This window comes from Seleniivibrio woodruffii, from assembly GCF_029267515.1.
In the GTDB taxonomy this organism is placed as follows: Bacteria; Chrysiogenota; Deferribacteres; order Deferribacterales; family Geovibrionaceae; genus Seleniivibrio; species Seleniivibrio woodruffii_A.
Genome location: NZ_JAJUIS010000004.1, coordinates 56,048 through 79,813, shown reverse-complemented (window position 1 = coordinate 79,813; position 23,766 = coordinate 56,048). Strand labels below are relative to the sequence as shown.

At 48.7% G+C, this 23,766-nt stretch carries 17 protein-coding genes; 8 read left to right on the top strand and 9 right to left on the bottom strand.

All coding sequences use genetic code 11. The features are described 5' to 3' along the window. The first annotated feature begins 1 nt into the window (after position 1). From Q7P67_RS05660 to queC, 6 genes are read left to right on the top strand one after another with little or no spacing between them, the layout of a single operon-like run. Positions 2 to 1,030 carry an HlyD family secretion protein gene (locus tag Q7P67_RS05660; protein WP_303850951.1) on the top strand — a complete coding sequence of 343 codons (1,029 nt, stop codon included), beginning with the start codon at positions 2 to 4 and terminating at the stop codon, positions 1,028 to 1,030. Next, positions 1,030 to 2,922 (top strand): ATP-binding cassette domain-containing protein, encoded by a 1,893-nt coding sequence (locus Q7P67_RS05655; protein WP_303850950.1) that lies wholly within the window; start codon positions 1,030 to 1,032, stop codon positions 2,920 to 2,922. The genes Q7P67_RS05660 and Q7P67_RS05655 overlap by 1 nt, the downstream gene beginning before the upstream one ends. Further along, positions 2,919 to 4,043, top strand: coding sequence for an ABC transporter permease (locus Q7P67_RS05650; RefSeq protein ID WP_303850949.1), 1,125 nt, complete (start codon positions 2,919 to 2,921; stop codon positions 4,041 to 4,043). Before Q7P67_RS05655 ends, Q7P67_RS05650 begins: the two co-directional genes overlap by 4 nt. Beyond that, a complete protein-coding gene (locus Q7P67_RS05645) occupies positions 4,043 to 5,143 on the top strand; it encodes an ABC transporter permease (RefSeq protein WP_303850948.1) in 1,101 nt (366 codons plus the stop codon). Before Q7P67_RS05650 ends, Q7P67_RS05645 begins: the two co-directional genes overlap by 1 nt. Position 5,144: 1 nt before the next feature. Continuing rightward, positions 5,145 to 5,513, top strand: a complete 369-nt coding sequence (locus Q7P67_RS05640; RefSeq protein WP_303850947.1) for a gamma-glutamylcyclotransferase — start codon at positions 5,145 to 5,147, stop codon at positions 5,511 to 5,513. Further along, entirely contained in the window at positions 5,510 to 6,181 is a 672-nt protein-coding gene (gene queC / locus Q7P67_RS05635; RefSeq protein ID WP_303850946.1) for a 7-cyano-7-deazaguanine synthase QueC, read from the top strand. Before Q7P67_RS05640 ends, queC begins: the two co-directional genes overlap by 4 nt. A gap of 40 nt (positions 6,182 to 6,221) precedes the next feature. Here queC and Q7P67_RS05630 read toward each other — a convergent pair whose 3' ends face one another. The 8 genes from Q7P67_RS05630 to Q7P67_RS05595 all read right to left on the bottom strand — a co-directional run bounded on the left by Q7P67_RS05630 (position 6,222) and on the right by Q7P67_RS05595 (position 17,899). Beyond that, complete coding sequence (locus Q7P67_RS05630) at positions 6,222 to 7,922, bottom strand: cation:proton antiporter (RefSeq protein WP_303850945.1); 1,701 nt, start codon at positions 7,920 to 7,922, stop codon at positions 6,222 to 6,224. Positions 7,923 to 8,054: 132 nt separating this feature from the next. Continuing rightward, complete coding sequence (locus Q7P67_RS05625; RefSeq protein ID WP_303850944.1) at positions 8,055 to 8,807, bottom strand: flagellar motor protein MotB; 753 nt, start codon at positions 8,805 to 8,807, stop codon at positions 8,055 to 8,057. A gap of 1 nt (position 8,808) precedes the next feature. After that, entirely contained in the window at positions 8,809 to 9,579 is a 771-nt protein-coding gene (gene motA / locus Q7P67_RS05620; protein ID WP_369696004.1) for a flagellar motor stator protein MotA, read from the bottom strand. 94 nt (positions 9,580 to 9,673) lie between these two features. Continuing rightward, complete coding sequence (locus Q7P67_RS05615) at positions 9,674 to 11,539, bottom strand: ABC-F family ATP-binding cassette domain-containing protein (RefSeq protein ID WP_303850942.1); 1,866 nt, start codon at positions 11,537 to 11,539, stop codon at positions 9,674 to 9,676. Between the two features lie 94 nt (positions 11,540 to 11,633). Then, positions 11,634 to 13,028, bottom strand: a complete 1,395-nt coding sequence (locus tag Q7P67_RS05610) for an efflux transporter outer membrane subunit (protein WP_303850941.1) — start codon at positions 13,026 to 13,028, stop codon at positions 11,634 to 11,636. Further along, the gene (locus Q7P67_RS05605; protein WP_303850940.1) at positions 13,018 to 16,149 is read right to left on the bottom strand and encodes an efflux RND transporter permease subunit; all 3,132 of its coding nucleotides are present in this window, start codon (positions 16,147 to 16,149) and stop codon (positions 13,018 to 13,020) included. The genes Q7P67_RS05610 and Q7P67_RS05605 overlap by 11 nt, the downstream gene beginning before the upstream one ends. A gap of 11 nt (positions 16,150 to 16,160) precedes the next feature. Beyond that, positions 16,161 to 17,288 carry an efflux RND transporter periplasmic adaptor subunit gene (locus Q7P67_RS05600; protein WP_303850939.1) on the bottom strand — a complete coding sequence of 376 codons (1,128 nt, stop codon included), beginning with the start codon at positions 17,286 to 17,288 and terminating at the stop codon, positions 16,161 to 16,163. A 23-nt stretch (positions 17,289 to 17,311) separates the two neighbouring features. Further along, positions 17,312 to 17,899: a TetR/AcrR family transcriptional regulator gene (locus Q7P67_RS05595; protein ID WP_303850938.1), complete on the bottom strand. Its 588-nt coding sequence runs from the start codon at positions 17,897 to 17,899 to the stop codon at positions 17,312 to 17,314. 159 nt (positions 17,900 to 18,058) lie between these two features. On the opposite strand from Q7P67_RS05595, the gene Q7P67_RS05590 reads away from it, so the two are divergent. Then, a complete protein-coding gene (locus Q7P67_RS05590; protein ID WP_303850937.1) occupies positions 18,059 to 18,295 on the top strand; it encodes a PLD nuclease N-terminal domain-containing protein in 237 nt (78 codons plus the stop codon). 266 nt (positions 18,296 to 18,561) lie between these two features. After that, positions 18,562 to 21,429 carry an ATP-binding protein gene (locus Q7P67_RS05585; RefSeq protein WP_303850936.1) on the top strand — a complete coding sequence of 956 codons (2,868 nt, stop codon included), beginning with the start codon at positions 18,562 to 18,564 and terminating at the stop codon, positions 21,427 to 21,429. Here Q7P67_RS05585 and Q7P67_RS05580 read toward each other — a convergent pair. Then, entirely contained in the window at positions 21,404 to 23,764 is a 2,361-nt protein-coding gene (locus Q7P67_RS05580; RefSeq protein ID WP_303850935.1) for a PAS domain S-box protein, read from the bottom strand. The two genes, Q7P67_RS05585 and Q7P67_RS05580, sit on opposite strands and share 26 nt — an antisense overlap. Positions 23,765 to 23,766: the final 2 nt, after the last annotated feature.

Below are 23,766 nucleotides of genomic sequence, written 5' to 3'. Positions count from 1 at the left end.
TATGAAGAAAGCGGCGGTCATAGCAATTGCTGTCATTTTAGTTGCTGTTGCTGTTGTTCTGGTTATCAGAAACGGCGGAGACGGCGAAACCGAAAATATCGTTTTTTCTGGAACGGTGGAAGTTACTGACGTTTTGCTGTCGTTCAAAATATCTGGAAGGGTGACCGAAGTCCTCTTTAAAGAGGGGGACAGCGTTCCCGCCGGAACGGTGGCGGCAAAGCTGGACGACGCAGACCAGCGGCTTGCGGTCAAAACTGCCGAAGCTAACGTCGCCGTGAGCGATGCCGCATTGCAGGAGCTTCTGGCAGGCAGCCGCAGACAGGAGATAATGAACGCGCAGGCGTCAGTGGATATGGCAAATGCGGCTCTCCTGCGGTCTAAGAACGATTTCGATCAGGCTTCCGCAGACAGGGACAGGTTCGAATATCTGTATAAAAACAACGGACTGAGCAAGTTCGACTTCGAACAGTATGACACCCGATATAAAAAATCCGTAAACACTGTGAAAGAATCCGAGGGGGCACTTAAATCTGCACAGGAGCGCCTCAGCCTTGCACTTGAAGGAACACGCAGCGAGACTATAAAAAAGGCTCACGCCTCGCTGGAACTGGCGAAATCCCAGCTTCTCACGGCGAAGCAGAACCTTGAATACACAGTGCTGAAATCTCCCGTGAGCGGAAGGGTGCTTACACGCTCTGCGGAACCGGGTGAGTTTTTTCAGGCGGGCAGCCCGATACTTAATGTCGCGGATCTGAACGATTCGTGGGTAAGGGGCTACGTCGGAGAGAAGGATCTCGGCAGGATCCACCTTGGCGATATGGCTGAAATCCGTTGTGATTCATATCCTGACAGGGTGTTTAAAGGCAGAATATCATTTATCGCCGACGAAGCGGAGTTTACCCCCAAATCCGTGCAGACTCAGGAGGAGCGGGTCAACTTTATGTACAGGATAAAGGTCAGTCTGGACAACAGGGAACAGCTTCTTAAAACGGGGATGCCAGTTGACGGGACTATTGTCCTGAGCAAGTGATGAACGGCGGCGCATTTGCCGTCTCTGCGGACGGCATAATCAAGCGCTACGGCGGAACATGCGCCGTGGACGGAGTTTCCCTTAACGTACGCCGCGGCGGGATATACGGCTTGATAGGTCCGGACGGAGCCGGAAAAACAACCATGCTCCGCGTCATAGCGGGTATTCTGAAACCTGACGGCGGCGAGGCTTTCGTCTGCGGTCATTCATGCGAGCGGGAGCAGATAGCTGTCAAAAATTCCATTGCATATATGAGCCAGAAATTCGGTCTCTACCCCGACCTGACTGTTCTGGAAAATATAAAACTCTATGCCGACCTCTACGGTGTTGAAAAACACGGTATGCGGGAGCGCATCGACGAACTTCTCGATTTCAGCTATATGAAGCCGTTCAGGCACAGACATGCAGGAAAGCTGTCCGGAGGGATGAAACAGAAACTTCAGCTTATCTGTGCGCTTGTGCATAAGCCTGAGGTGCTGCTTCTGGACGAACCGACGAACGGCGTTGACCCTGTGAGCCGAAGAGATTTCTGGCGGATACTTTACGGGCTGGTGGCGGAGGGTATGACCATTCTTATGAGCACGGCTTATCTTGACGAGGCGGAGCGCTGCAACGTCATAGGCTTGATGCACAAGGGTAAAATAATAGCTGAGGGTACTCCGGAAGAGGTTGTTGAGAAGAGCGGCATAAAGGTTTTGAGCGTTAAGGACGGAGGCGACAGAAGCCTGGTTAAAAAGCTGAAAAACCTTCTTGGGAGCGACCGTGTGCACGCATACGGCGACAGACTGCGCGTTCTGACATCGGACATAGAGGGTGATACGGAAAAACTGCTCGGATTCGTACCGGAGGCAGTCGTTGAGCCGGACAGACCAATGCTTGAGGATATTTTTATGAGTATCGGCGGCAATGCCGATGCTGATGAGAATATTCTTTCGCTCATTGCCGGCGGCACCGGCGGAAAGACCGGAACAGCCCTTGATGTGCGTGGACTTACAAAACGGTTCGGCGACTTTACCGCTGTTAATAACATAAGTCTGACAGTGCCTTACGGAGAGATATTCGGCTTTCTGGGACCTAACGGCGCAGGGAAGAGCACCACAATAAAGATGCTCTGCGGACTTCTGCCCGCAACATCCGGCGAAGGGATGGTGGGCGGCGTGGACATAGTGCGCAGCCCTGAGACCATAAAATCGAAAATCGGTTATATGAGTCAGAAATTTTCATTATACGAAGATCTTAAAGTTTATGAAAATATAGATTTCTATGGCGGGATATACGGTCTGGCGGGAGCGGAGCTTGCGAAGCGGCGGGACTGGTCGCTGAAACTGGCGGGTCTTGAGGACAGAAAGAACCTCATGACATCGGAACTTGTTGGCGGTTGGCGGCAGAGGCTTGCCCTTGCCTGCGCAATACTTCACAAGCCTTCAATAGTGTTCCTTGACGAACCCACCAGTGGTGCAGATCCGGCAAGCAGAAGGCTTTTCTGGGCTATCATAAACGAGCTCGCTGGCAGCGGTGTCACTGTTTTTGTCAGCACCCACTACATGGAGGAGGCTGAATACTGCGACAGACTGGCTCTGATCTTCCGCGGCGATATGATAGCCATGGGCAGACCATCGGAACTTAAAACCTCGCAGATGCAGGATAAAATAATAGAAGTCCTTACCGCAGACCCGTTTTCTCATATGGAACCGCTTTCGAAGCTGGACGGCGTTCTGGACGTATCCCTGTTCGGTGCCGGACTGCATGTGAGAACCGTCGGTGCGCAGGAAATAAATATCAAAAAGTATTTTACTGATAAAAATATAGACGCGCAGGTGCAGCGGATAGAAGCCACCATGGAGGACGTTTTTGTCTCCATGATAGAAAGGGCGGACGGAGGCGGAAAATGATGGTTAGCCCCAGACGTCTGAAAGCTATGGTAATCAAGGAGTTTCTGCATATCCTGCGGGACTGGCGCAGCCTGTTTCTGGCGATTGCCATTCCGGTTATGCTGATACTGCTTTTCGGATATGCGCTTAACACCGATCTGAAAAATATTCCCACCGCGGTTGTCGATCTTTCAGATACGCCACAGAGCAGGGAGCTTGTGAGCCTTTTCGACGGTTCCGCATATTTCAGCGTTTCCTCGCGCGCAGAAGGCTACGGAGACATGCAGAGCCTCATGCGAAAGAAAAAGGCTCTGGTGGGCATAATCATCAAAAAGGATTTTGCGGAGAGGGTTCTGCGCGGCGAACACACCGAGATTCAGGTACTGGTTGACGGCAGCGACGCCAACACGGGACGTATGGCGTTGAACTACGTTCAGGCGCTTTCCGCCATATACAATGCGAAGCTCTCTGCAAAGGCCGTGCAGACCGACGGGGTAAGGATAACCGTTCTTCCACGCGCATGGTACAATCAGGGCATGGTCAGCACATATATGATAGTTCCGGGGATTCTGGCAATCGTTATGGCGGTTATCGCGGCTATGCTGGCGAGCGTAACCGTTGCGCGGGAATGGGAGACGGGAACGATGGAACAGCTTATAAGCACGCCTGTTACCCGGCTTGAGCTGACATTCGGCAAATTCATTCCTCTGTACTGCATCGGTCTGGCGGATATCATCATTGCCGTATGGCTGGGGCGGCTGGTTTTCGGGGTGCCCATGCGCGGTAATCCGGCGCTTCTGTTCTTTGTTGCAACTATGTTTCTCACTGGGGTTCTCTTCTTCGGACTTCTTTTGAGCATAACCATGAAAAAGCAGGTGCTCGCCAATCAGATAGCCCTTGTCACCGGCTTTCTTCCTACGATGATACTCAGCGGTTTTGTTTTCACAATTGCTAACATGCCTCTGCCGATCCAGTTTCTGACATATATTTTTCCCGCCAGATACTTTGTAGCCATGTTAAAAAGTATATATCTGAAGGGTGTGGGCATTGAGATAATATATGTGAATTTTCTGTTCCTCTGCGTGTACACTCTTATAATGATAGTGGCGGCGAACAGACGGCTTAAACTGAGGCTGAACTGATGATTATAAAACTGAAAGCCATGCTTGTCAAAGAGCTTAAACAGATGCTGCGCGACCCGAAAATGCGTATGATCGTATTCGTTTTTCCTCTGCTTCAGCTCATGGTTTTTTCGTTTGCTCTGACAATGGATGTTAAAAACATAGATATAGCCGTTGTGGACTACGACAGGTCTGCACACAGCAGGGAACTGACTGACAGCTTTGAAGCCAGCGGCTATTTTGTGGTGCAGCACAGACCGGAGAGCACAGAAGATGTGAAAAAACTGCTGGACGAAGGCGACGTGCGCGGTGCTGTGGTTTTTCCGAAAGGGTTTGAAAAGGGAATTCTTTCAGGAAGAGGCGCATCGGTTCAGGTTATCGCAGACGGCACAATGAGCAACGATGCGGGAATTATAATGAACTATGCCAACGGTGTTGTTAATACCTATGCCGCCGGAAAGAGCGTGAAGGTTACGGAGGCTGTGACATTTCAGCAGCGCAACCTGTTCAACCCGAACCTGCTCAGCCGTTTTTACTATGTGCCCGGGCTTATCACCCTTATGATGATGGTGACGGGCATGGTGCTTACGAGTATTGCCATTGTTCGTGAAAAGGAGATAGGAACCATCGAACAGGTTATGGTGACACCCATAAGCCGGACTGAGTTTATCATCGGCAAAACTGTTCCGTTCATGCTTACAGGGTTAATCACCACGACTCTTATGTTCATTCTGGCATATTTTATCTTCGGGATAGCTGTTAAGGGCAATATTTTTCTGCTGTTTGCTGTGGTGGTTATGAGTATAATAACATATCTGGGGCTGGCTCTTCTGGTGAGCGCTTCCGCACGAACCCAGCAGCAGGCGCTGCTTACGTCGTTTTTTCTCATGATGCCCAGCGCGCTTCTCAGCGGGTATATATTTCCTGTGTCCAATATGCCCGAACCCGTGCAGTATTTCACCTGTCTTGTACCTATGCGGTGGAGCCTTGAGGGCATAATCGGAGTCGTCATAAAGGGTGCGACGGCGGCGGAACTTTCAAAACAGCTTATTTGGCTTACCATACACGCCGTTTTTTTTATGGTCTTCGCTTCAATGAAGTTTAAGAAGACTCTGGAGTGATATGAAAAGACTTTTTGTTTACGGGACACTTATGTCTGGGCTTGACAAAAATGGCAGAATGGCGGGAGCGAGACTTCTCTGCCGTGACTGCCGCACACTGTCGGATTTCAGCATGTACATATATGAAGGGTTTCCGTTCGTTTTCGAGGGCAGAAACAGGTACCGCATCAAAGGCGAGCTTTACGAAGTGCCTGCGGATGTGCTTAAATGTCTTGACGAATACGAAGGCGGATTCTATTTCCGCAAACTTACCGAGGTTGAGTGCGGCTGCGACACAATCACCGCATTCATGTATTTCGGAAGGGGACACTTTTTCGGCATGAAAGAGGTCTCGGACGGGGACTATAGAAAATTTTCGGGGGAGAAATGAGAAACAATTCCGCAATGGTTGTATTTTCCGGCGGGCAGGACAGCACAACCTGTCTTGGCTGGGCTTTGAGAAAGTTTGAAAAGGTGCACACAATCACGTTCAGCTATGGTCAGAACCATTCCATCGAACTGGTTCAGGCGGAAAAGATAGCCGAAAAGATGGGTGTCAGCCACAGAATAGTCGATATATCTTTTTTTGCCGGACTGGTGGATTCCGCGCTCACAACCAAGGGTGCAGACGTTTCCGAACGCCATCCCAGACTGAAAAATCTGCCTGCGTCATACGTTCCGAACCGCAACGCGCTGTTTCTGACCCTTTCCCACGCTTATGCGCAGCTCAAAGGGTGCGACAACCTGGTGGCGGGGGTCTGCGAAACGGATTTTTCAGGCTATCCTGATTGCCGGATGGTGTTTGTTCAGGCTCAGGAAAGGGCGCTGAATCTAGGCAGTGAAACGGAGCTTATGATACATACGCCTCTTATGTACCTGAACAAAGCGGAAACATTCAAGCTGGCGAAGGACTGCGGCGTTCTTGATATGGTGCTTGAAGACAGCCACACCTGCTACGAAGGCGACAGAACCGTCAGACACCAATGGGGCTACGGCTGCGGCGGATGTCCTGCATGTAAACTGCGCGCAAAAGGCTACGAGGATTATCTGAAACTTTAGATTAGCTTGAATCTGCGGGAAGAGGTGCGGCGAAGCTGTCTTATCTTCTTACGTTTTCTATGAGCACCCGCAGACTGGAAAGAAACTGGGCGAAATTCTTGGAATCTACAAGAACAGAGGAGGCGTCCGGCTGGTTGAACGTTTTTGCTATCTCCGCGAAAAGGTTGAGCAGGAGTGCGTTTTCTGTTTCAGGCACAAGAATCATAATTATCACCTGTGCCGGGCTGCCGTCGGATGAATCGAAATTTATTCCTGCGCGTGATATGCCGACGGCTATCAACGGTTGCTTCAACCCTTTAACCCTCGCGTGTGGAACCGCCACCCCGTTTGAAAGTCCGGTTGGCATGAGTCTTTCACGCTCAATGAGTTTTTCCTGTATCATATTCACATCAAGACCGGTTTTCTGAAACAGGACGCTCATTTCCTCTATTACCTCTATCGGTGTGCGAGCCGAAACCTTGCTCATGAAATACTTGTCGGAAAGGTAAGAAACAAAACGTCTGCCGGGTTTGAGCTGCAATACCCGTTTTACCACCGGACCGCAGAACAGTGATGTTGCAAGCGCCATCACCAGAAGCGAAACGAAGAGCCTTTCGTCTATTACCCCCATCTGCAGAGCGAGCAGGGCAAGGATTATCTCCATGGCTCCACGCGCGTTCAGTGCAACTCCTATGGCTATTGACTCCCTGTTCGAAAGTCCGCTGAGTTTAGCGGTTATGCCGCTTCCGAATATTTTGCCAGCAAAGGCTATTATGATTATCACCATGGTGAGCATGAAATCGAAATTGGCGGTTATATTCACTTTCAGACCGATGCTTGCGAAAAACAGTGGTGCGAAAACGAAGGAAACAAGCTGGGTTATGGTCTTTTTTGTGTGTTCTGACAGGTGTTTGCTGTCACCCAGAGCAACGCCGGCGAGGAACGACCCGAATATGGCGTGTATGCCGATTGCTTCGGCGGCGGCGGCGCTGAGAAACGTCAGTACCAGCACAAAACCAAGGGTGCCGGCAGGCCAGCTCAGGTATGCCTGAACCCATGTAAGTGCCTTGTCTATGATTTTCCGCCCGATGGTGAGCATCACTGCGGAGAAGAGTATCGTCATGATAAGCGTGGCGGCGATGCCTGACGCGCCAGAGTGCCCTAAGCCGAAAAGGGCAAGTATAACTGCGAAAACAAGCCAGCCGATAAGGTCGTTAAGGACTGCCGCCGCAATAGTTATCATTCCCAGTTCACTTCGGTACAGATTCAGATCCATAAGGGTACGGGCGATGACAGGCAATGCCGAAATTGACATTGCGGTGGCTATGAACAGGGCAAATATGGTATCGTAGTGCCCTACAGCAGCCCCGAACTGTTCGGGAAACATGTACGCCGCTCCGAAACCGACTGCAAAAGGGATTATAAGTCCGCCCATTCCTGTTATGGCAGCTATGCGTCTTGCTTTTATGATGGCTGCGAACTCGACCTCCATACCCGCTACAAGCAGGAACAGAGCTATGGATACGGATGTGATGCCCTCTATCATGGATGCCGTGTGCCCCTCGGCGGGGAACATCCAGTGGAGCATATCGGGAGAGATATATCCGAAAACGGTGGGACCGAGCACAAGTCCGGCGATTATTTCGCCAAGAACCGCAGGCTGGTTCATGCGGCGGGCTATCTCGCCGAAGCTCCACGCGAAGAGCAGGAGAACACCTATCGACAGAAAGAGAGGAGCTGCAACTTCGGTCGAACCGTGCATCTGTACCTCGATTTCGGAAAAATTTAATGGATTATGTATTAAATGACTTCGTTTTGCAACGACTTATTCAGTGATGTGGAAACACACTCACAGGAAGTCGCATTGCTGAAACCAAGAAGCGCAGAAAGGTGTTTAATCGGCCTTCCTGATAAGGATTTCAACCCTTCTGTTGCGTTCTCTGTCCTGTTCGGAGATGTTAGGGGCGACAGGCTGGTATTGACTGTATGCCACCGCACTGAAACGTTCAGGGTCAAGAGCTGGATTTTTCAGTATGGCTTTAAGGAAATTGACAGCGCGCGCGGAAGAAAGTTCCCAGTTGGAAGAATAGCCGCTGCCTTCGGAAGGGTTGTCATCTGTATGTCCGGCAACCTGAACCTTTTCCTGAGTCTTTTCAAGCATAATGGACAGATCATAAGCAATCCGGTCTGCCTCCGGCAGAAGTTCCGAACCGCCGGAAGGAAACAGCGCTATATCGCGTATGGTTATCATCAGTCCTTCGTCGGTCATGGATGTTGCTATGTATCCGGGAAGGTTTTCCATGTTGATGTACTGGTTGACTTTCTTTTGCAGAGTTGCCAGTTCGCCCTGTTTCGGCGGTATCATCTCACGTGTTGCCTCGCCCTGGTCGCTTGTTTTCTCGTTATTGTCTGTGGAGTGTTTCTGATTGGAAGGCTGTATCGAAGCATCCCCCATAACCCCTTTCTGGGATGTGAAGATGATACTGAAAACTTTACTCATTTCCATCAGCTTTTGTTTGTCTGTCTGGCTTGTGGCAAAAAGAACGATGAAAAGCGCAAGCAGAAGGGTCAGAAGGTCGGCATAGGGTATGAGCCATGTTTCATCGACGTGTTCTTCGTGCTTCGGACAGCGCTTTTTTTTAGCCATATTAAAGTTCCGGTGTTTTTCTTTCGTGTGCTTGCAGGAAAACAGCGAGTTTGTCCTGCATTGTCGATGCGGAATCACCCGCCTGAAGGGACATTATTCCTGCGAAGACTATTTTTTTAAGCTCCGCTTCGTGGTGCGACATCCTTTTCAGCTTGTTACAGAAGGGGTGGCATATAACGTATCCCATGAAGATACCGAGCAGGGTTGCTATGAACGCCGCAGCAATGGAGTGACCGAGTTTTTCAATATCCGAAAGGTTACCAAGAGCGGCAACAAGACCCACCACCGCACCGAGAACTCCAAGGGTGGGGGCATAGCCTCCCGCCTGTGAAAATATGGAGGCGAAACCGTGGTGGCGCTCCTCCATAAGGTGTATATCCTGATCCAGAACATTTTCAACAAATTCCGGTTCACGACCGTCTATTATCATCATAAGACCTTTTTTTATGAAAGGATCCTGCATGTCGGAAGCATGAGGTTCAAGGGCGAGCAGACCGTCCCTGCGCGCTATGGAGGCATAGTGGAGAAAAAGCTCCATAACCTCTTCCTCTTTCATGAGTTTCTGACCAAATAAAACTTTTTTAAGCAGTTTCGGGAAGGCTTTCAGATCACGCATGGGGAAGGCGTTAAGAACAGCCGCAGCCGTTCCTCCTATAATAATAAGGTATGCCGCCGGCACCAGAAGTGCGTGGAGAGCAACGCCCTTCATAACCATACCGACACCCAAAGCTATTATCGCTACTATGAGACCTATTATAGTTGACGGTTCCATCATTTAACCTCTTCTGAGATTGTATCATATTTATACACAAGATTTTATATTGTGCAAGCCAGTTGTTTCGGCGCAGCATTTAATGCGTTATAGGTCAGCTCTCAGAGATTGAAGTAAGATATTCCCAGCGTTCATACTTTTCGAGAATTATAATATCAAGTTCATCTACAACTTTTTGTAGTTCTGCAAGTCTGGAATAGTCGGCTTTTCCGTTATGCAATTCATTTTCAGCTTCGGCTTTACGTGTTTCCAGAGCCTCGATATCCGCCTCAATGGTTTCGAATTCCTTTTTTTCAGCATAGGACAGCTTTTTGATGTTTTTGGTTTTTGGTGGTTCATCCGTCTGTTTCTTCGGTTCTTTTTCCTGCTTTTCCTGAGCTTTTGACTCCATAAACTCGGTAAAACTGCCGTAGAACATGTCGATATTGCCTTTTCCGTCGAAAACCATCAGCTTGTCCGTTACTCTGTCCATGAAACAGCGGTCGTGGGAGACAACGGCGATACATCCGTCGAAATCAGCGAGAAAATCCTCAAGTACGGAGAGTGTCTTTATGTCCAGATCGTTGGTCGGTTCGTCAAGAATCAGGAAGTTAGGGTTCTGCATCAGTATTATGACAAGGTGCAGTCTGCGTTTTTCTCCGCCGGACAGCTTTTTGACAGGTGTGCTGTGCATCTGGGACGGAAACAGGAATTTTTCAAGCATCTGCCCTGCGCTTATGCTCTTGCCGTTTGGCAGCAGTATGTTTTCTTTGACATCCCGCACTATGTCTATGATGCGCTTTTCCGGGTCAAGCTCGCGGCTGTGCTGGTCGAAAACGGCGAAACACGTGTTTATGCCCGCTGTTATTTCACCTTTGTCCGGCTGTTCCTGACCTGCGATAATGCGCAGAAAGGTGCTTTTTCCGGCACCGTTAGGACCCACTATGCCCAGCTTCTCCTTGTGACCGAAAACGTAAGAGACGGGATTGATTATCTGCCTGCCGCCGTAGCTCTTTTCTATGTCCTTTATCTCAAGGATTACGCCGCCCAGTCTGCGCCCGGTTATCTCAAGCTCAAGCGCATCGGGACGTTTTACAATCTCCCTGTTCTGCATGTCCGTAATGCGGTCTATGCGTGCCTTCTGCTTTGTTGAGCGCGCTTTTGCCCCCCTGCGCAGCCATTTCAGCTCGTTGCGCAGGATGTTCTGTATTCTGTCCTCTTCCCTTGCTGCGGACTGTTCCATTTCGGTCTTTTTTTCAAGGTAATAGGAATAGTTTCCTGAGAAAGTGTATATTGCGCCCCTGTCTATTTCTATGATGTTATTGCATATCTCATCAAGGAAGTACCTGTCGTGGGTGACCATCAGAATGGATTTTGTCGTCCGTTTCAGATAGCTCTGGAGCCACTGTACGGTCTCTATGTCAAGATGGTTGGTTGGTTCGTCCAGAACCAGCAGATTGCCTTCGTCTATGAGAGCCTGCGCCAGAGCCACCTTTTTCAGCATTCCGCCGGAAAGGTTCTCCATCAGCATTGACAGGTCGTTTATGCCAAGCTCTCCGAGGATTGATTTTATCTCCGATTCATACGCCCACGCGTTCAGTCTGTTCAGCTCGCCTATGGTGCTGTCAAGGCGCGTTTTGTATTCGTCCGTGTCCTGAGGGTGGGAGCAAAGGCTTTCGTATTCTCTGACAAGTCCGACCAGAGTGCTGTCGCTGCGGAAGATATGGTCGAGTATGGTGTCGCCCTGCTCAAACTGCGGAAGCTGGGGCAGCCAGTTTATCCTGCACTGTCTGTTCCATGAGACTGTTCCGCCGTCGGGCTGTTCATCCTTCGCTATCATACGCAGCAGGGTCGATTTGCCGCAGCCGTTGATGCCGATGAGTGCTGTCTTTTGTCCTTCCTCAATGCCGAAGGAGATATTTGTGAAGAGGGTCTTGTCCCCCATAGTTTTTGATACCGAATCCACAGATACGAGGTTCATGATGTTCCTTTGAGGTTTTTTAGGATGATAGCAAAGGGGATGGCAGGGGTAAAGCGAAAAAAGGGCTTCCTGAGAAGCCCTTTTATGGAATTATTTATTTCTGTCCGCCGCCGAGCGCTTTATAAAGGCTGATACGGCTTGTCAGGTCAGCCTCTCTCACAGAGACCAGACCTATCTGTGCATCAAACAGTGACCTCTGTGCATCGAGCACCGCAAGATAGCTGTCTATACCTTTTTCATAGCGCAGAAGAGAAAGCTCATATGCGCGCTTTGCGGCTGCCGTCTGTGCTTTCTGTGCGTCAAATTGTTTGCCGTACGTTGCCTTGGATGAGAGTCCGTCCATAACCTCTTTGAAAGCGGTCTGGATGGTTTTTTCATAGGCTGCCGCGGCTATCTTCTGGTTATTGTTAGCATTTTCCAGATTTATCCTGTTTCTGCCTGCATCAAATATAGGCAGATTTATTTTCGGTGCGAAGCTCCACGCGAAGGTTGAACCTGAGGAGAACAGGTCGCCAAGCTCGCCGCTTGCCACGCCGAAATAGCCTGTAAGGGTGACAGAGGGGAAAAATGCCGCTCTTGCCGCGCCTATGTTGGCGTTATAGGATATAAGGTTCTGCTCGCTCTGGCGAACGTCTGGTCTGTTAAGAAGAACGTCCGATGGCAGACCGACTGGCAGTTCTTTTATGAACTCAACGCTGTCTATGTCCTCTTTCAGAAGCGATTCGTCTATCTCCGCTCCGGCAAGGAGGTTCAGAGCGTTCTTATCAAGCTCTTTCGCTCTTGTATACTGCTGGATGGAGGCTTTTGCCGCTTCAACGGCTGAAACCGCCTGAACAAGGTCAAGCTCTGTGCGCACACCCGCGTCATAGCCCCTTTTCACAAGGGAATAGGAGTCCTGACGGGTTTTCAGAGTTTCTTTAGATATCTCAAGCATTTTTGAATCCGCAAGGTACGCAAGGTAAGCGTTGGCGGTTTCGGCAATGAGTGACATCTGGGTTGCTGTTCTCGCCTCTTCTGTTGCCATGTACTGACGCAGAGCGGCTTCGTTAAGGCTTCTTATCTTGCCGAAAAGGTCAACCTCGTAAGAAGTGTTGACGTTTGCGGAGAAGGATGAGCTTGTAACCGACTGACCGGAAGAGCTTGCGTTTTCAGGAACGGCAGTTCTGGAACCCTCTGCCGAAAGGTTCACAGAGGGGATAAGGTCTGCCTTCTGAATCCTGTATGCCGCTCTTGCCTTTTCAATGTTCAGTGCAGCGGTGCGCAGGTCTCTGTTGTTGTCCAGAGCAGTCTGTATAACATTCTGCATGTTTTCCGAGCGGAAATAGTCTTTCCATGCTATATCGGCTGCCTTCTGTTCGGAAATTTCCGTTTTCGTTCCGCCCCATTTATCCGCAACAGGCATGTCGGGACGCTTGTATTCAGGCGCCATGGTGGCGCACCCTGCCATAAGAGTGACCGCCGCCGCAGTTATCACGAGTTTATTTAACATTGTCTATCTCCCTGCGGATAATCTTTCTTCCGAACTTGCCTCTGATCATGATGAAGAACATCGGCACAAATATCATTGCGAGGAACGTTGCCGCAATCATACCGCCGATAACTCCGATACCGATGGCGTTCTGGCTGGCAGAACCCGCGCCGTTTGAGATGGCGAGGGGCGTAACGCCGAGAATGAACGCCATAGAGGTCATTACGATGGGACGCAGCCTCATTTTTGATGCGTGCATCGCTGATTCTATAAGACCCATTCCATGGTCAAAAAGTTCGCTTGCAAACTCGACGATAAGGATGGCGTTCTTCGCCGCCAGACCGATGGTGGTAAGCATACCCACCTGGAAGTATACGTCGTTTGACATTCCGAAGAATTTGGTTGCCGCAACCGTACCGAAAATACCCATGGGAACGATGAGGATTACCGCAAAGGGCACCGCCCAGCTCTCATAAAGCGCTGCGAGACAGAGGAAAACCACCAGCAGCGATATGGAGTAGAGAAGCATGGTCTGTGAACCCGCCTGTATCTCTTCATATGAGAGACCGGACCATTCGAAACCTATGCCTTTGGGCAGCTTCTGCGCCAGTTCGCCCATAATATTCATTGCTTCGCCGGAGCTTACGCCCGGTGCAGCCTGACCCATAATCTGCTGTGAAGAGGTGCCGTTATACCTTTCCAGCTTTGGCGAACCGAATGTCCAGTGCGCTGTGGCGAATGAGGAGAACGGAACCATTTCACCTTTATTGTTCTTTATGAACCACTTGTTTATGTCATCAGGTACCATACGGGAAGTTGCGTCACCCTGTATGTAAACCTTTTTGATACGTCCTTCGTGGAGGAAGTCGTTCACATATGAAGAACCCCAAGCCGCCTGAAGAGTTTCGTTGATATCAGAGATGGAGAGACCCAGAGCGGACGCTTTTTCGTGGTCTATATCAACTTTATAGAGCGGCACGTCGGACAGACCGTTGGGACGAACGCCAACAAGTCTTTTGTCCTGTGCAGCCATTCCAAGCATCTGGTTTCTGGCGTTCATAAGTGTTTCGTGTCCGAGGTTTGCCCTGTCAACAAGCTGCATGTCGAAACCGGTAGCGTTACCCAGCTCGATGATTGGGGGCGGGAAGAAAGCGAATACCATTGCATCTTTGATGGGATACATAGCGCCCATTGCTCTCTGCGCTATGGCTGCCGCTTTCTGGTCGGGTCTTTTTCTTTCAGACCAGTCTTTCAGCCTGATAAAGCCGAGACCTGTATTCTGTCCGCGTCCAGCGAAGCTGAAGCCTGAAACTGTGAACACGGATTCAACGTTGTCTTTTTCCGCTGTCATGAAATACTGTTCAACTTTTTTGACAGTTTCCATGGTTCTTTCCTGGGTTGAACCGGGAGGTGCCGCAATCTGTACGAAGATGATACCCTGGTCCTCGTCCGGAAGGAACGATGTGGGGATGTGTACGAAAAGATATACCAGTCCGCCTATGATGAGACCGTAAAGAAGAAGGAAACGACCTGTTTTCGCTGCGACGTAGCCGACACTGGATTCGTACATATCACGGCTTGCGTTGAACATTCTGTTGAACCAGCCGAAAAATCCTGTCATATGCTCTTTGTGCCCTTTTTCAACAGGTTTGAGCATGGTGGCACAGAGTGCGGGTGTAAGCACTAGCGCAATCAGCACCGACAGAGCCATCGCCGAAACGATGGTGATTGAGAACTGACGGTAAATTGCACCGGTTGAGCCTGCAAAGAATGCCATGGGAATGAACACCGCAGACAGTACCATTGCGATGCCGATAAGTGCGGAGGTTATCTGGTCCATGGATTTGCGCGTCGCATCCCGCGGACTCAGCCCTTCCTCACTCATGATACGTTCAACGTTTTCAACAACAACGATGGCATCGTCCACCAGAAGACCGATGGCAAGAACCATAGCAAACATCGTAAGGGTGTTTATGGTGAATCCGAATGCCGAAAGCACGGCAAATGTTCCCAGAAGAACGACCGGAACCGCAATAGTCGGGATAAGAGTCGCCCGGAAGTTCTGGAGAAACAGATACATTACGAGGAACACCAGTATGATGGCTTCCACAAGGGTTTTGATAACCTCGTGTATGGAAAGCTCAACGAAAGGTGTCGAGTCGTAAGGATAGATAACTTTAAGCCCTGCGGGCATATAAGCTGAGAGTTCGTCTATTTTTGCTTTAACAAGTTCTGCGGTTTCAAGAGCATTTGCTCCTGTGGCTAGGCTCACAGCCATACCTGTTGCGGGCATACCCTTGTATCTGGTTACAAAGTCGTAACTCTGAACGCCGAGTTCAACCTTAGCAACGTCTTTAAGCCTTACCTGTGAACCGTCCGAATTTACCTTGATGAGTATTTTGTTAAAGTCGGCAACGGTTTTAAGTTTGGACTGAGCCGTAACGGTGGCGTTGAGCTGCTGACCTTTGATGGCGGGTGTTCCGCCGAGCTGACCTGCGGAAACGTCGGCGTTCTGCGCCTCGATTGCGGATGAAACGTCGGCTGTCGTGAGTTTATAGCTGTTCAGCTTCGATGGATCCAGCCAGATACGCATTGCGTACTGCTGTCCGAAAACTGTAAGAGTACCGACACCCGGAACACGGCTTACAGGATCCGCCACTTTGGAGTTCAGAAAGTCGCCGATGGCGTTCTGATCCATCTTGCCGTCTTCTGAATAGAAACCGGCAACCAGAAGAAAGCCTTTTGATGACTTGGCAACAGTTACGCCCTGTTCCTGAACTTCCTGCGGAAGTGTGGACATGGCGGACTGGAGTTTGTTCTGTACCTGAACCTGCGCAATATCCGGGTCTGCCTCCGGCTCGAAAGTAAGTGTTATGGTCACGTTACCTGTGGAGTCGCTGGCAGAAGAGAAATAACGCAGATAGTCGATACCCGTCAGTTTCTGTTCGATAACCTGGGTAACGCTGTTTTCAAGCGCTTCCGCTGACGCACCGGGGTAGTAGGCGCGTATCTCGACAGAGGGCGGGGCTATGCGGGGATACTGCTCTATGGGCAGTGTTTCTATCGCCAGGATACCCCCAAGCATAATTACGATAGCAATCACCCATGCAAAGACTGGGCGGTCTATGAAGAATCTTGACATCTATTCAATCCTTATTTCTTTTCATATGGAACGGTTTTCACTGTCGCGCCGGGCTGAACTTTCATAAGTCCTTCGACCATGACCACGTCGCCTGCCGCAATGCCGCTGTCAACGAGCCATTTATCGCCCACGACAGATGAAACCTTAACCGGTGCAGGGTTGATTACGTTGTCCTTGCCGACCTTGAAAACTATGGTGCTGCCGTCTGCATTGCGGACAACAGACTGCTGAGGAATCAGTATAGCGTTTTCAACTTTTGACTGAACGAGTCTTGCGTGGACAAAAAGTCCGGGGAGTATGTCCATGTTCGGGTTGTCAAAAAGAGCGCGAAGCTCAACCATACCTGTGGATTCGTCAACGGTTACATCGGAAAACTGAAGGTGTCCAAGGAGTTTGAACGCCTGTCCGTTTTCAAATACAAGCTCCACAGGGGGAGTGCTGCCCATAGTGTTTTTAAGGTTCATGACCTCTTCAGCAGATTGGGTTACGTCAACGTAAATGCGGTCAAGCTGCTGAACCGTCGCCAGCGCATCCGCCTGATTCGCAGTCACCAGTGCGCCTTCGGTTACGGAAGATTTACCAACGCGTCCCGAAACGGGGGAGAGTACCTTTGTATATCTGAGATTGATCTCAGCCTGAGCAACGGATGCCTTTGCCACCGCGATATCTGCCTTTGCCTGTGCAAGTGCGGCTGCTGCGTCGTCATAGTCCTGTTTGCTGACGGCTCCTGCCTTAACAAGCTCTGCATATCTTTCAGCTTTAGCTCTAACTGACATAATGTTAGCTTCTGCTTTCTGAAGTGCCGCCACGGCGCTGTCATAAGCTGCCTGATAGGGTGCCGGGTCTATCTGATAAAGCTGCTGACCCTCTTTTACGTTTCCCCCCTCAGTGAACATTCTTTTGAGTATGATTCCGGAAACCTGCGGGCGTATCTGCGCCACGCGGAATGCGGATGTTCTTCCGGGAAGTTCTTTGCTTACAGAAACTGTCTCCGGTGCGGCAGTGATAACCGTTACCTCTGTCGGAGGCATTGCACCTGCCTGACCCTGCTGAGCGGCAGGTTTTTTTGTCATCCAGTACGCAGCTGCAATAACAACGATAGCTAATGCGGCGACGGCGAATAATACCTTGTTTTTCATCGCTTTTTCCTCAAAAATCAGATTTATTCTACAATCAGGAGCCTTTTGAGCAGCCTGATAACATCCTGTTTCATCTTTTCCATGTCATAGTTTTCGATACCCTGACACATTACAGACTGGAAAGTGCCTATAATAGTTCCCCATATCATCTCGGCAAGCACGAGCGGATCCGCTTCAACTATCTGTCCGTTGTCGATTCCACGTTTAATGGTCTCTGTAAGTGGTTTGATGATCATTTCGTTCTTTTCGATGATATCTTCCTCCACGGTGCGGTATTTCTGCATGAAAGCAAAATATTTGTTAACACGTTCAAAAGATTCAAACGTATAGTCCAGAAATTCGCAGAGACTTGCCATTGGGTCTCTGTCTGAACTGAATATACGCATCTTTTCCGCTGTGAAGGGTTCTACGAACTCATTATGAACATAATGGAAAAGCTCCTCCTTATTGGCAAAATAATTGTAAAGAGTTCCCTTTGCCACTCCGGAGTGCTTTGCCACCACCTCCATGGTGATGGGCGCATTTTTATCTATGAGAGAGAGCACGGATTCCACGATCTCTTTCTTCATCATTTCGTCCATCATCTTTTTTTTCTTTGAAATGGTATTCACTTTTTCTCCGTTAAACAAATGTTTGGGGTCTGACTGGTCAACAATATGACCGTTCGGTCATTTAGTCAATATATAACTTTGTGAAATTTTCTCCATGATTTAATTTGCATTGATAATTAAGAAAAAATATTTATAATGAATAAAAAAAGGAGAGAAAGAATGATTGGTTTCGGTCTTATCACCCTTGCGTTTCTGGTTTTCGGTCTTGCAGCGGCCGTGCTTTTCATCTGGACCATAGTAGATATAATACGCTCGGATTTCAAAGACGGAGCAACAAAAATAGTATGGATAATCGCCGTTATAGCCTTCAACTTTCTCGCTATAATTATCTACCTCATTTTCGGAAAAGAAACGAAAGTAAAAAAAGAAACGCAGTCAAACCCTATGGTCGATTAAATTTAAATTATCGGTGTGCATTTTTCACAAACGCTTGTTTGTCAGGGTTATTGCCGTTGACAAATGACAGTTGCGGTGGTTTTATTGTTTAATATTTATTTAAAATGCAGGTTTGTCTGATGAACAGGTTTCCATCTGGAAAGTGGCTCGCGGCCGCTCTCTTTCTTCTATTTCTAATAGATATAATATTTGTATGTTTCAGTTATTATATTTCAAAAGACGGACTTCTGCGTGAAATAGGCAGTGAAACGAAATCAGCGGAACAGATGTTTACGTCCAGTATGGATTTTTCTGCAAGGTATATGCAGGAGATAGCCGCTTTCATAGCGGCAGACAGTACGACACAGAAACTTTTCTATAAAGGTGTTAAAGCTGCTCAGACGGGTGATGAGGAGCTTGAAAGTAAATACCGCGAACAGCTTTACGATCATATAAGCGACGGCTGGAACCAGCTTCACGGTACATACGGCATTACTCAGCTCCATTTTTTTATGCCCGGCGGTGCAACTTCATTCCTTCGAATGCATAAACCTGGAAACTATGGCGACGACCTGCGCGGAGTGCGCCTGAGCATTGAAGATACCAATTCCTCGCAAAGTCCTAAAAATGGTTTTGAGGTCGGAAGGGTTGAAGCCGGAATACGCGGAGTTGTTCCTTTCTTCTACACACAGTCGGGCGGTCAGCCTGTTCATATAGGTGCTCTGGAGGTCTGTTCATCGTTTGATACTATTCTTAAAACCCTTAAAGACTCACTTTCAGCTGATCTTGCGGTGTATCTTTCCGTTTCAAAGCTGCAGCATACTATGTGGCAGTACCAGTACATAAACAAGCTGAACGAAACCTCCCCGGTGAACGGATATATAGTTGAGAACACCACTACAAGCATCGTTCAGGACGAAATAGAGAAAAATCCAGAATACAATATATTTAAACGCGACAAACCAAGAATCTTGCAGGACGGAAGCGGCGTTTATTACATAAGCGCTTTTCCGTTTTACGATTATCAGTCAATACGCGATAAAAAGGATGAACCTGCCGGATACGTTGTCATAAGAAAGGATATAACAGCTCTTTACGCCAAATTCAGACAAAATAATAATATGATACTGGCTTATGCCGTTGCAGCGTATGTGCTGGTTGTAATGGGTTGTTATGCGGCATGGAAATACGGCTCGCGTATGTTTATGGACATAATAGACCAGAGGACGAACGAACTTATAGCCGCAAAGGTTGAGGCTGAACTTGCGAACAGGGCGAAGAGTGAGTTCCTTGCAAACATGAGCCACGAGATACGCACACCCATGAACGGCATCATAGGCATATCCGACATAATAATGAAACAGGATATACCTGACAGGATACGCGATCAGGTGGAGATACTGAAAAGGTCGGGCAGGCTTTTGCTTGGTATTGTGAACAATATCCTTGATTTTTCAAAGATAGAGGCAGGGAAGATGCACGTTAACAGGGAGCCTGTAAAAATTCGGGACGAAGTTGACGGCATAATCTGTATGCTGGGGGTTTCTGCATATGCCAAGGGACTTGAGCTTGTTGTGGATTATGAAGATAATCTGCCAGAGGCTATCGTCTCCGATAAAATGTGGTTCGGACAGATTCTTGTCAATCTCATAGGCAATTCGCTTAAATTTACCGATAAGGGATGTATCACTCTGAAAATCAGCTATTCGCCGGAAACATCAATGATCGTTTTCCGCATTTCCGACACAGGTATCGGCATACCGGAGGAGAAGGCGCAGGAAATCTTCCGTCCGTTTTCGCAGGCGGGCATATCGACAGGGAAATACGGCGGAACAGGGCTTGGACTTTCCATATGCAAATCCGTTGTGGAGGAACTTGGCGGCGAGATAGGTTTTTATAATAACGAAGAGCGCGGGTGTACCTTCTGGTTCACACAGCCTGCGGACAGAAAGTCAAATGTGGTCAGCGTCCGTTTAGACCTTTCTAATATTACTTTCCAGACAATGCTGAAATGCTCTTCACAGGAGCGGTGGGTAATAAGATGCCTTACGGAATGCGGAGCGAAATATCACGGAAAGTATCTTCTGGATACATTTACCCGCGAAAACGGCGAATTTGTGGTCATTGCCGATGCGGAACTGTTTTTCAGCAAAGATATAAACGAGCGGCATAATAGTTTTCATATGAGCGGTGTCCGTTACATACTGCTTGAGGACGGTGCGGATTCACATCTTCCCTTTGAAAACATAGATTACATGCGTTTTTCTGTTATGACCAAGCCTGTTTTCGATGAAAAGCTGATCTCAGAGGTGAAGGAGAGCAGGTCTTCCGGAGCAATGGAAAAAAAACGCAGTGCATATGACGGTATTTTCGCTGGATACAGGGTTCTTGTTGTTGAAGACAATGAAATAAACCGTCAGGTTATCACAATATATCTCAGAATATGGGGCAGCGAGTGTGTTTTTGCAGACAATGGCAAACAGGCTGTTGATATTGCCGCGGGAGGCGGTTTCGACCTGATTCTGATGGACTGCCTTATGCCGGTTATGGACGGATATCAGGCTACGGAGGTTATCCGTAATATTGAACGTGCCAAAAAAACACCCAGAGTCCCGATAATCGCCATGACTGCAAACGCCATGCAGGGCGACAGGGAGACGTGTATAAGCGCTGGAATGGATGATTATATCAGCAAGCCTTTTAACGAAGACGAGGCGGTTGAAGCCATTTCCAGATGGATAACGCCAATGGTCACAGCGAAAAAGGAAATTGCCGGGCCAGTGCACACAGATATAGATTCGTTTGACAGAGCGTCATTTGACAAACTTGCTGCGATGCTTGGTGATAATATGCCGCTTCTGCAGGAGTTTGTAACAACCTATCTGCATACCAGCGAACAATACATCAAAGATATGATAACCGCAGTGCAGGGCAAGGATAATGCGCAGATGCTGATGGCCGTCCATTCACTGAAATCAGGCAGCGCCTCGATGGGCTGTATGAGGCTTTCGCAGCTATGCGGCGACGCCCAGAGTATGCTGAAGAATACTGAGAAATTCGTAGGCGGAGAGATGGCAAAACTTATAATTGAGGAGTATAAGGAATCATCCGCGCTTCTGGAGGAATATTTCAGGCAATATCAGAACGGAAAATGACCGTGATGTTACGTCCCTCCTTTTTCGCATGGATAAGGGCTTTCTGTGCATTTTTTATTAGTACGGATTCGTCTGAACCGTATTCTGGAAATATTGCCGCCCCAACGCTTGCAGTCACCGATATATCCCGTTCGCCGGTATGAAATGGCTCACTGAACAATATTCTTATTTTTTCCGCCTTTTCAAACAGGTCTTTTTCATCCGCAACTCTCGGCAGCAGGACTGCAAACTCATCTCCGGCGAGTCTGCATACGATATTTTCTTCTGAGAGCTTTATCCTCTCCGCGGCTTTCCTGAGCAATGCGTCTCCTGTGCTGAATCCGTATTCGGCGTTTATCATCCTGGAACCGTCAATATCTGCTATTATCACCGCTCCGCAAGCGTTGACCAGTTTTGCCGCCTCTATTTCGTCTTCCAGTCTGGATATGAAAAACTCTCTTTTCGGCAGCCCCGTTATGCGGTCATATTTTTTAAGTTCCGCTATGCTGGCTTCATAGTGCCTGCGCTGGGTTATGTCCCTTGTGACTCCGAGCAGTCCGATAAAATCATTCTTTTCGCTGTACAGTCCGGTAACGTTCACATCGACCCAGATTGTAGATCCGTCTTTGCAGGGCTGTTCCAGATCCGCACGGAAGCCGGGGAACGGAACCCCTTTTGCAATACATTCCTTCAGAACTTTCAGCCCTTCGTTAACTATAAGCCGTGAATCCGGCATCAGCACCTGATCCAGCGACATTGCCATGACCTCTTCCGGCGTGTAGCCGCGCATCTTTTTGACAGAAGGGCTTGCGTATGTCAGCCTGCCGTTGATATCCATTGTCCAGATAACATCCGAGCAGTTTTCCGCAAGGAGCCTGTGACGTTCTTCGCTGATTTTAAGCGCGTCGCGCATCATTTTTGTTTCGGTGATGTCTATGGCTGTGCCTATGACGTAGGTTTCGCCCTTATACTGTATCGTTCTGCCGGAATGGTCTATCCATCTGGTTTCGCCGTTCTTTTTCCGTATCTTCATTTCATAGCGGTCGGGTACGTTTTCACCCCTTGCTCTTGCACGGGTTCTTTCTTTTGCAATTTCGCGGTAGTCGGGATGTATGAACTCGAATTCCTCCATATGCAGAAGCTCTTCCCGCTGGTATCCGGTAATCTCGGCAATTGCCGTGTTTGCGGTCACTATTTTCGTGCCTTTAAGCATGTAGATTGCGGCGGTGGAGTTTTCCACTAATGTCTTGTACTGCTCCTGTGCCTCGGACAGCTCGTGGTTTATCTGCTCGTTCTGGCTGCGGTTTTTTTTCATTCTTTTAAATAGGAGAAAGATATAGAACACAAGTCCTAATGCTATCAGGATAAGAACAGGTATTGTCAGTCTGCTTAAAAATGAGGTTTTTTCCTTAATTTTTTCAGAATAGAGAAATCCGTCGAAGCTGAAATCCGGTTTAAGCATACCGAGGCTTTTGTACACTCCGGCTATGTGTTCCCACCTTCCCGGGTTCATATAGCCTATTTCAACCAGTTCCGGTTTCAGCATTTCGTCCATCTCTTTTGCTTCATGAAGATAGAAGTCTTTCGGGTGTTTTGATGAATATTTATTTAATATAACGTCGGCTATCTCCTCTTTGTGGGTCATGGCGTAGTACCAGCCTTTAAGGGAGGCGCTGCGGAAGGCGGCAACTGTGTCAGGATCAGTGTTTATCATGTATTCTGATGTGAAGAGGTTGTCACCGTAAAAGTCTATTCCGGCGGCTCTGGGGTCAAACACCTGATAGGGTATGTGCTCTTTTTCGAGATAATAAGTCTCGTTGGTGACGTATGCGGAGATTGCGTCCACCCGTCTGTCGATGAGGTCGCGGGTGTCAAAGGTATGCGGGATAAACCGGAGGTCTCCTGGTGAAATCTTCTCCCGCTGAAGATAAGCTATAAGCTCTTCGGACTGTCTTTCGAACATGACCTTTTTGCCGGGGAGGTCATGGATGGTCTTGAGCCTCTTTTCATCCTGAAGAGTCAGAATGACCAGCGGGGAATGTTGGAATATTACGGCAAGAACAACTACGGGCTGACCGTTCTGTCTGGCGAGCAGAAGGCTGTTTGTTCCCACTCCGAACTGCGCCTTTCCGCTTAAAACCTCGCCTATGACGTCCGATTCCGGCTGCGCCTCTTTTATGGTGACGTCCAGTCCGGCGTCGTCGTAAAAGCCCTTCTCTTTCGCGGCGTAATATCCGGCGAACTGGAACGCATGGGTCCATTTCAACTGGAGTGTAACCTTCTGCCTGTCCTGTGCAATGGCGGAGGAGAAGAGCAGCAGCGCAAAAATTATTCCGGATAAGACAGATCTTGCCAAAA

What these genes read in the sequence shown, in the direction of transcription:
- Q7P67_RS05660 (WP_303850951.1), top strand. Translation starts at nt 2, where the DNA reads ATGAAGAAAGCGGCGGTCATAGCAATTGCTGTCATTTTAGTTGCTGTT.
- Q7P67_RS05655 (WP_303850950.1), top strand. Translation starts at nt 1,030, where the DNA reads ATGAACGGCGGCGCATTTGCCGTCTCTGCGGACGGCATAATCAAGCGC.
- Q7P67_RS05650 (WP_303850949.1), top strand. Translation starts at nt 2,919, where the DNA reads ATGATGGTTAGCCCCAGACGTCTGAAAGCTATGGTAATCAAGGAGTTT.
- Q7P67_RS05645 (WP_303850948.1), top strand. Translation starts at nt 4,043, where the DNA reads ATGATTATAAAACTGAAAGCCATGCTTGTCAAAGAGCTTAAACAGATG.
- Q7P67_RS05640 (WP_303850947.1), top strand. Translation starts at nt 5,145, where the DNA reads ATGAAAAGACTTTTTGTTTACGGGACACTTATGTCTGGGCTTGACAAA.
- queC (WP_303850946.1), top strand. Translation starts at nt 5,510, where the DNA reads ATGAGAAACAATTCCGCAATGGTTGTATTTTCCGGCGGGCAGGACAGC.
- Q7P67_RS05630 (WP_303850945.1), bottom strand. Translation starts at nt 7,922, where the DNA reads ATGCACGGTTCGACCGAAGTTGCAGCTCCTCTCTTTCTGTCGATAGGT.
- Q7P67_RS05625 (WP_303850944.1), bottom strand. Translation starts at nt 8,807, where the DNA reads ATGGCTAAAAAAAAGCGCTGTCCGAAGCACGAAGAACACGTCGATGAA.
- motA (WP_369696004.1), bottom strand. Translation starts at nt 9,579, where the DNA reads ATGGAACCGTCAACTATAATAGGTCTCATAGTAGCGATAATAGCTTTG.
- Q7P67_RS05615 (WP_303850942.1), bottom strand. Translation starts at nt 11,539, where the DNA reads ATGAACCTCGTATCTGTGGATTCGGTATCAAAAACTATGGGGGACAAG.
- Q7P67_RS05610 (WP_303850941.1), bottom strand. Translation starts at nt 13,028, where the DNA reads ATGTTAAATAAACTCGTGATAACTGCGGCGGCGGTCACTCTTATGGCA.
- Q7P67_RS05605 (WP_303850940.1), bottom strand. Translation starts at nt 16,149, where the DNA reads ATGTCAAGATTCTTCATAGACCGCCCAGTCTTTGCATGGGTGATTGCT.
- Q7P67_RS05600 (WP_303850939.1), bottom strand. Translation starts at nt 17,288, where the DNA reads ATGAAAAACAAGGTATTATTCGCCGTCGCCGCATTAGCTATCGTTGTT.
- Q7P67_RS05590 (WP_303850937.1), top strand. Translation starts at nt 18,059, where the DNA reads ATGATTGGTTTCGGTCTTATCACCCTTGCGTTTCTGGTTTTCGGTCTT.
- Q7P67_RS05585 (WP_303850936.1), top strand. Translation starts at nt 18,562, where the DNA reads ATGTTTACGTCCAGTATGGATTTTTCTGCAAGGTATATGCAGGAGATA.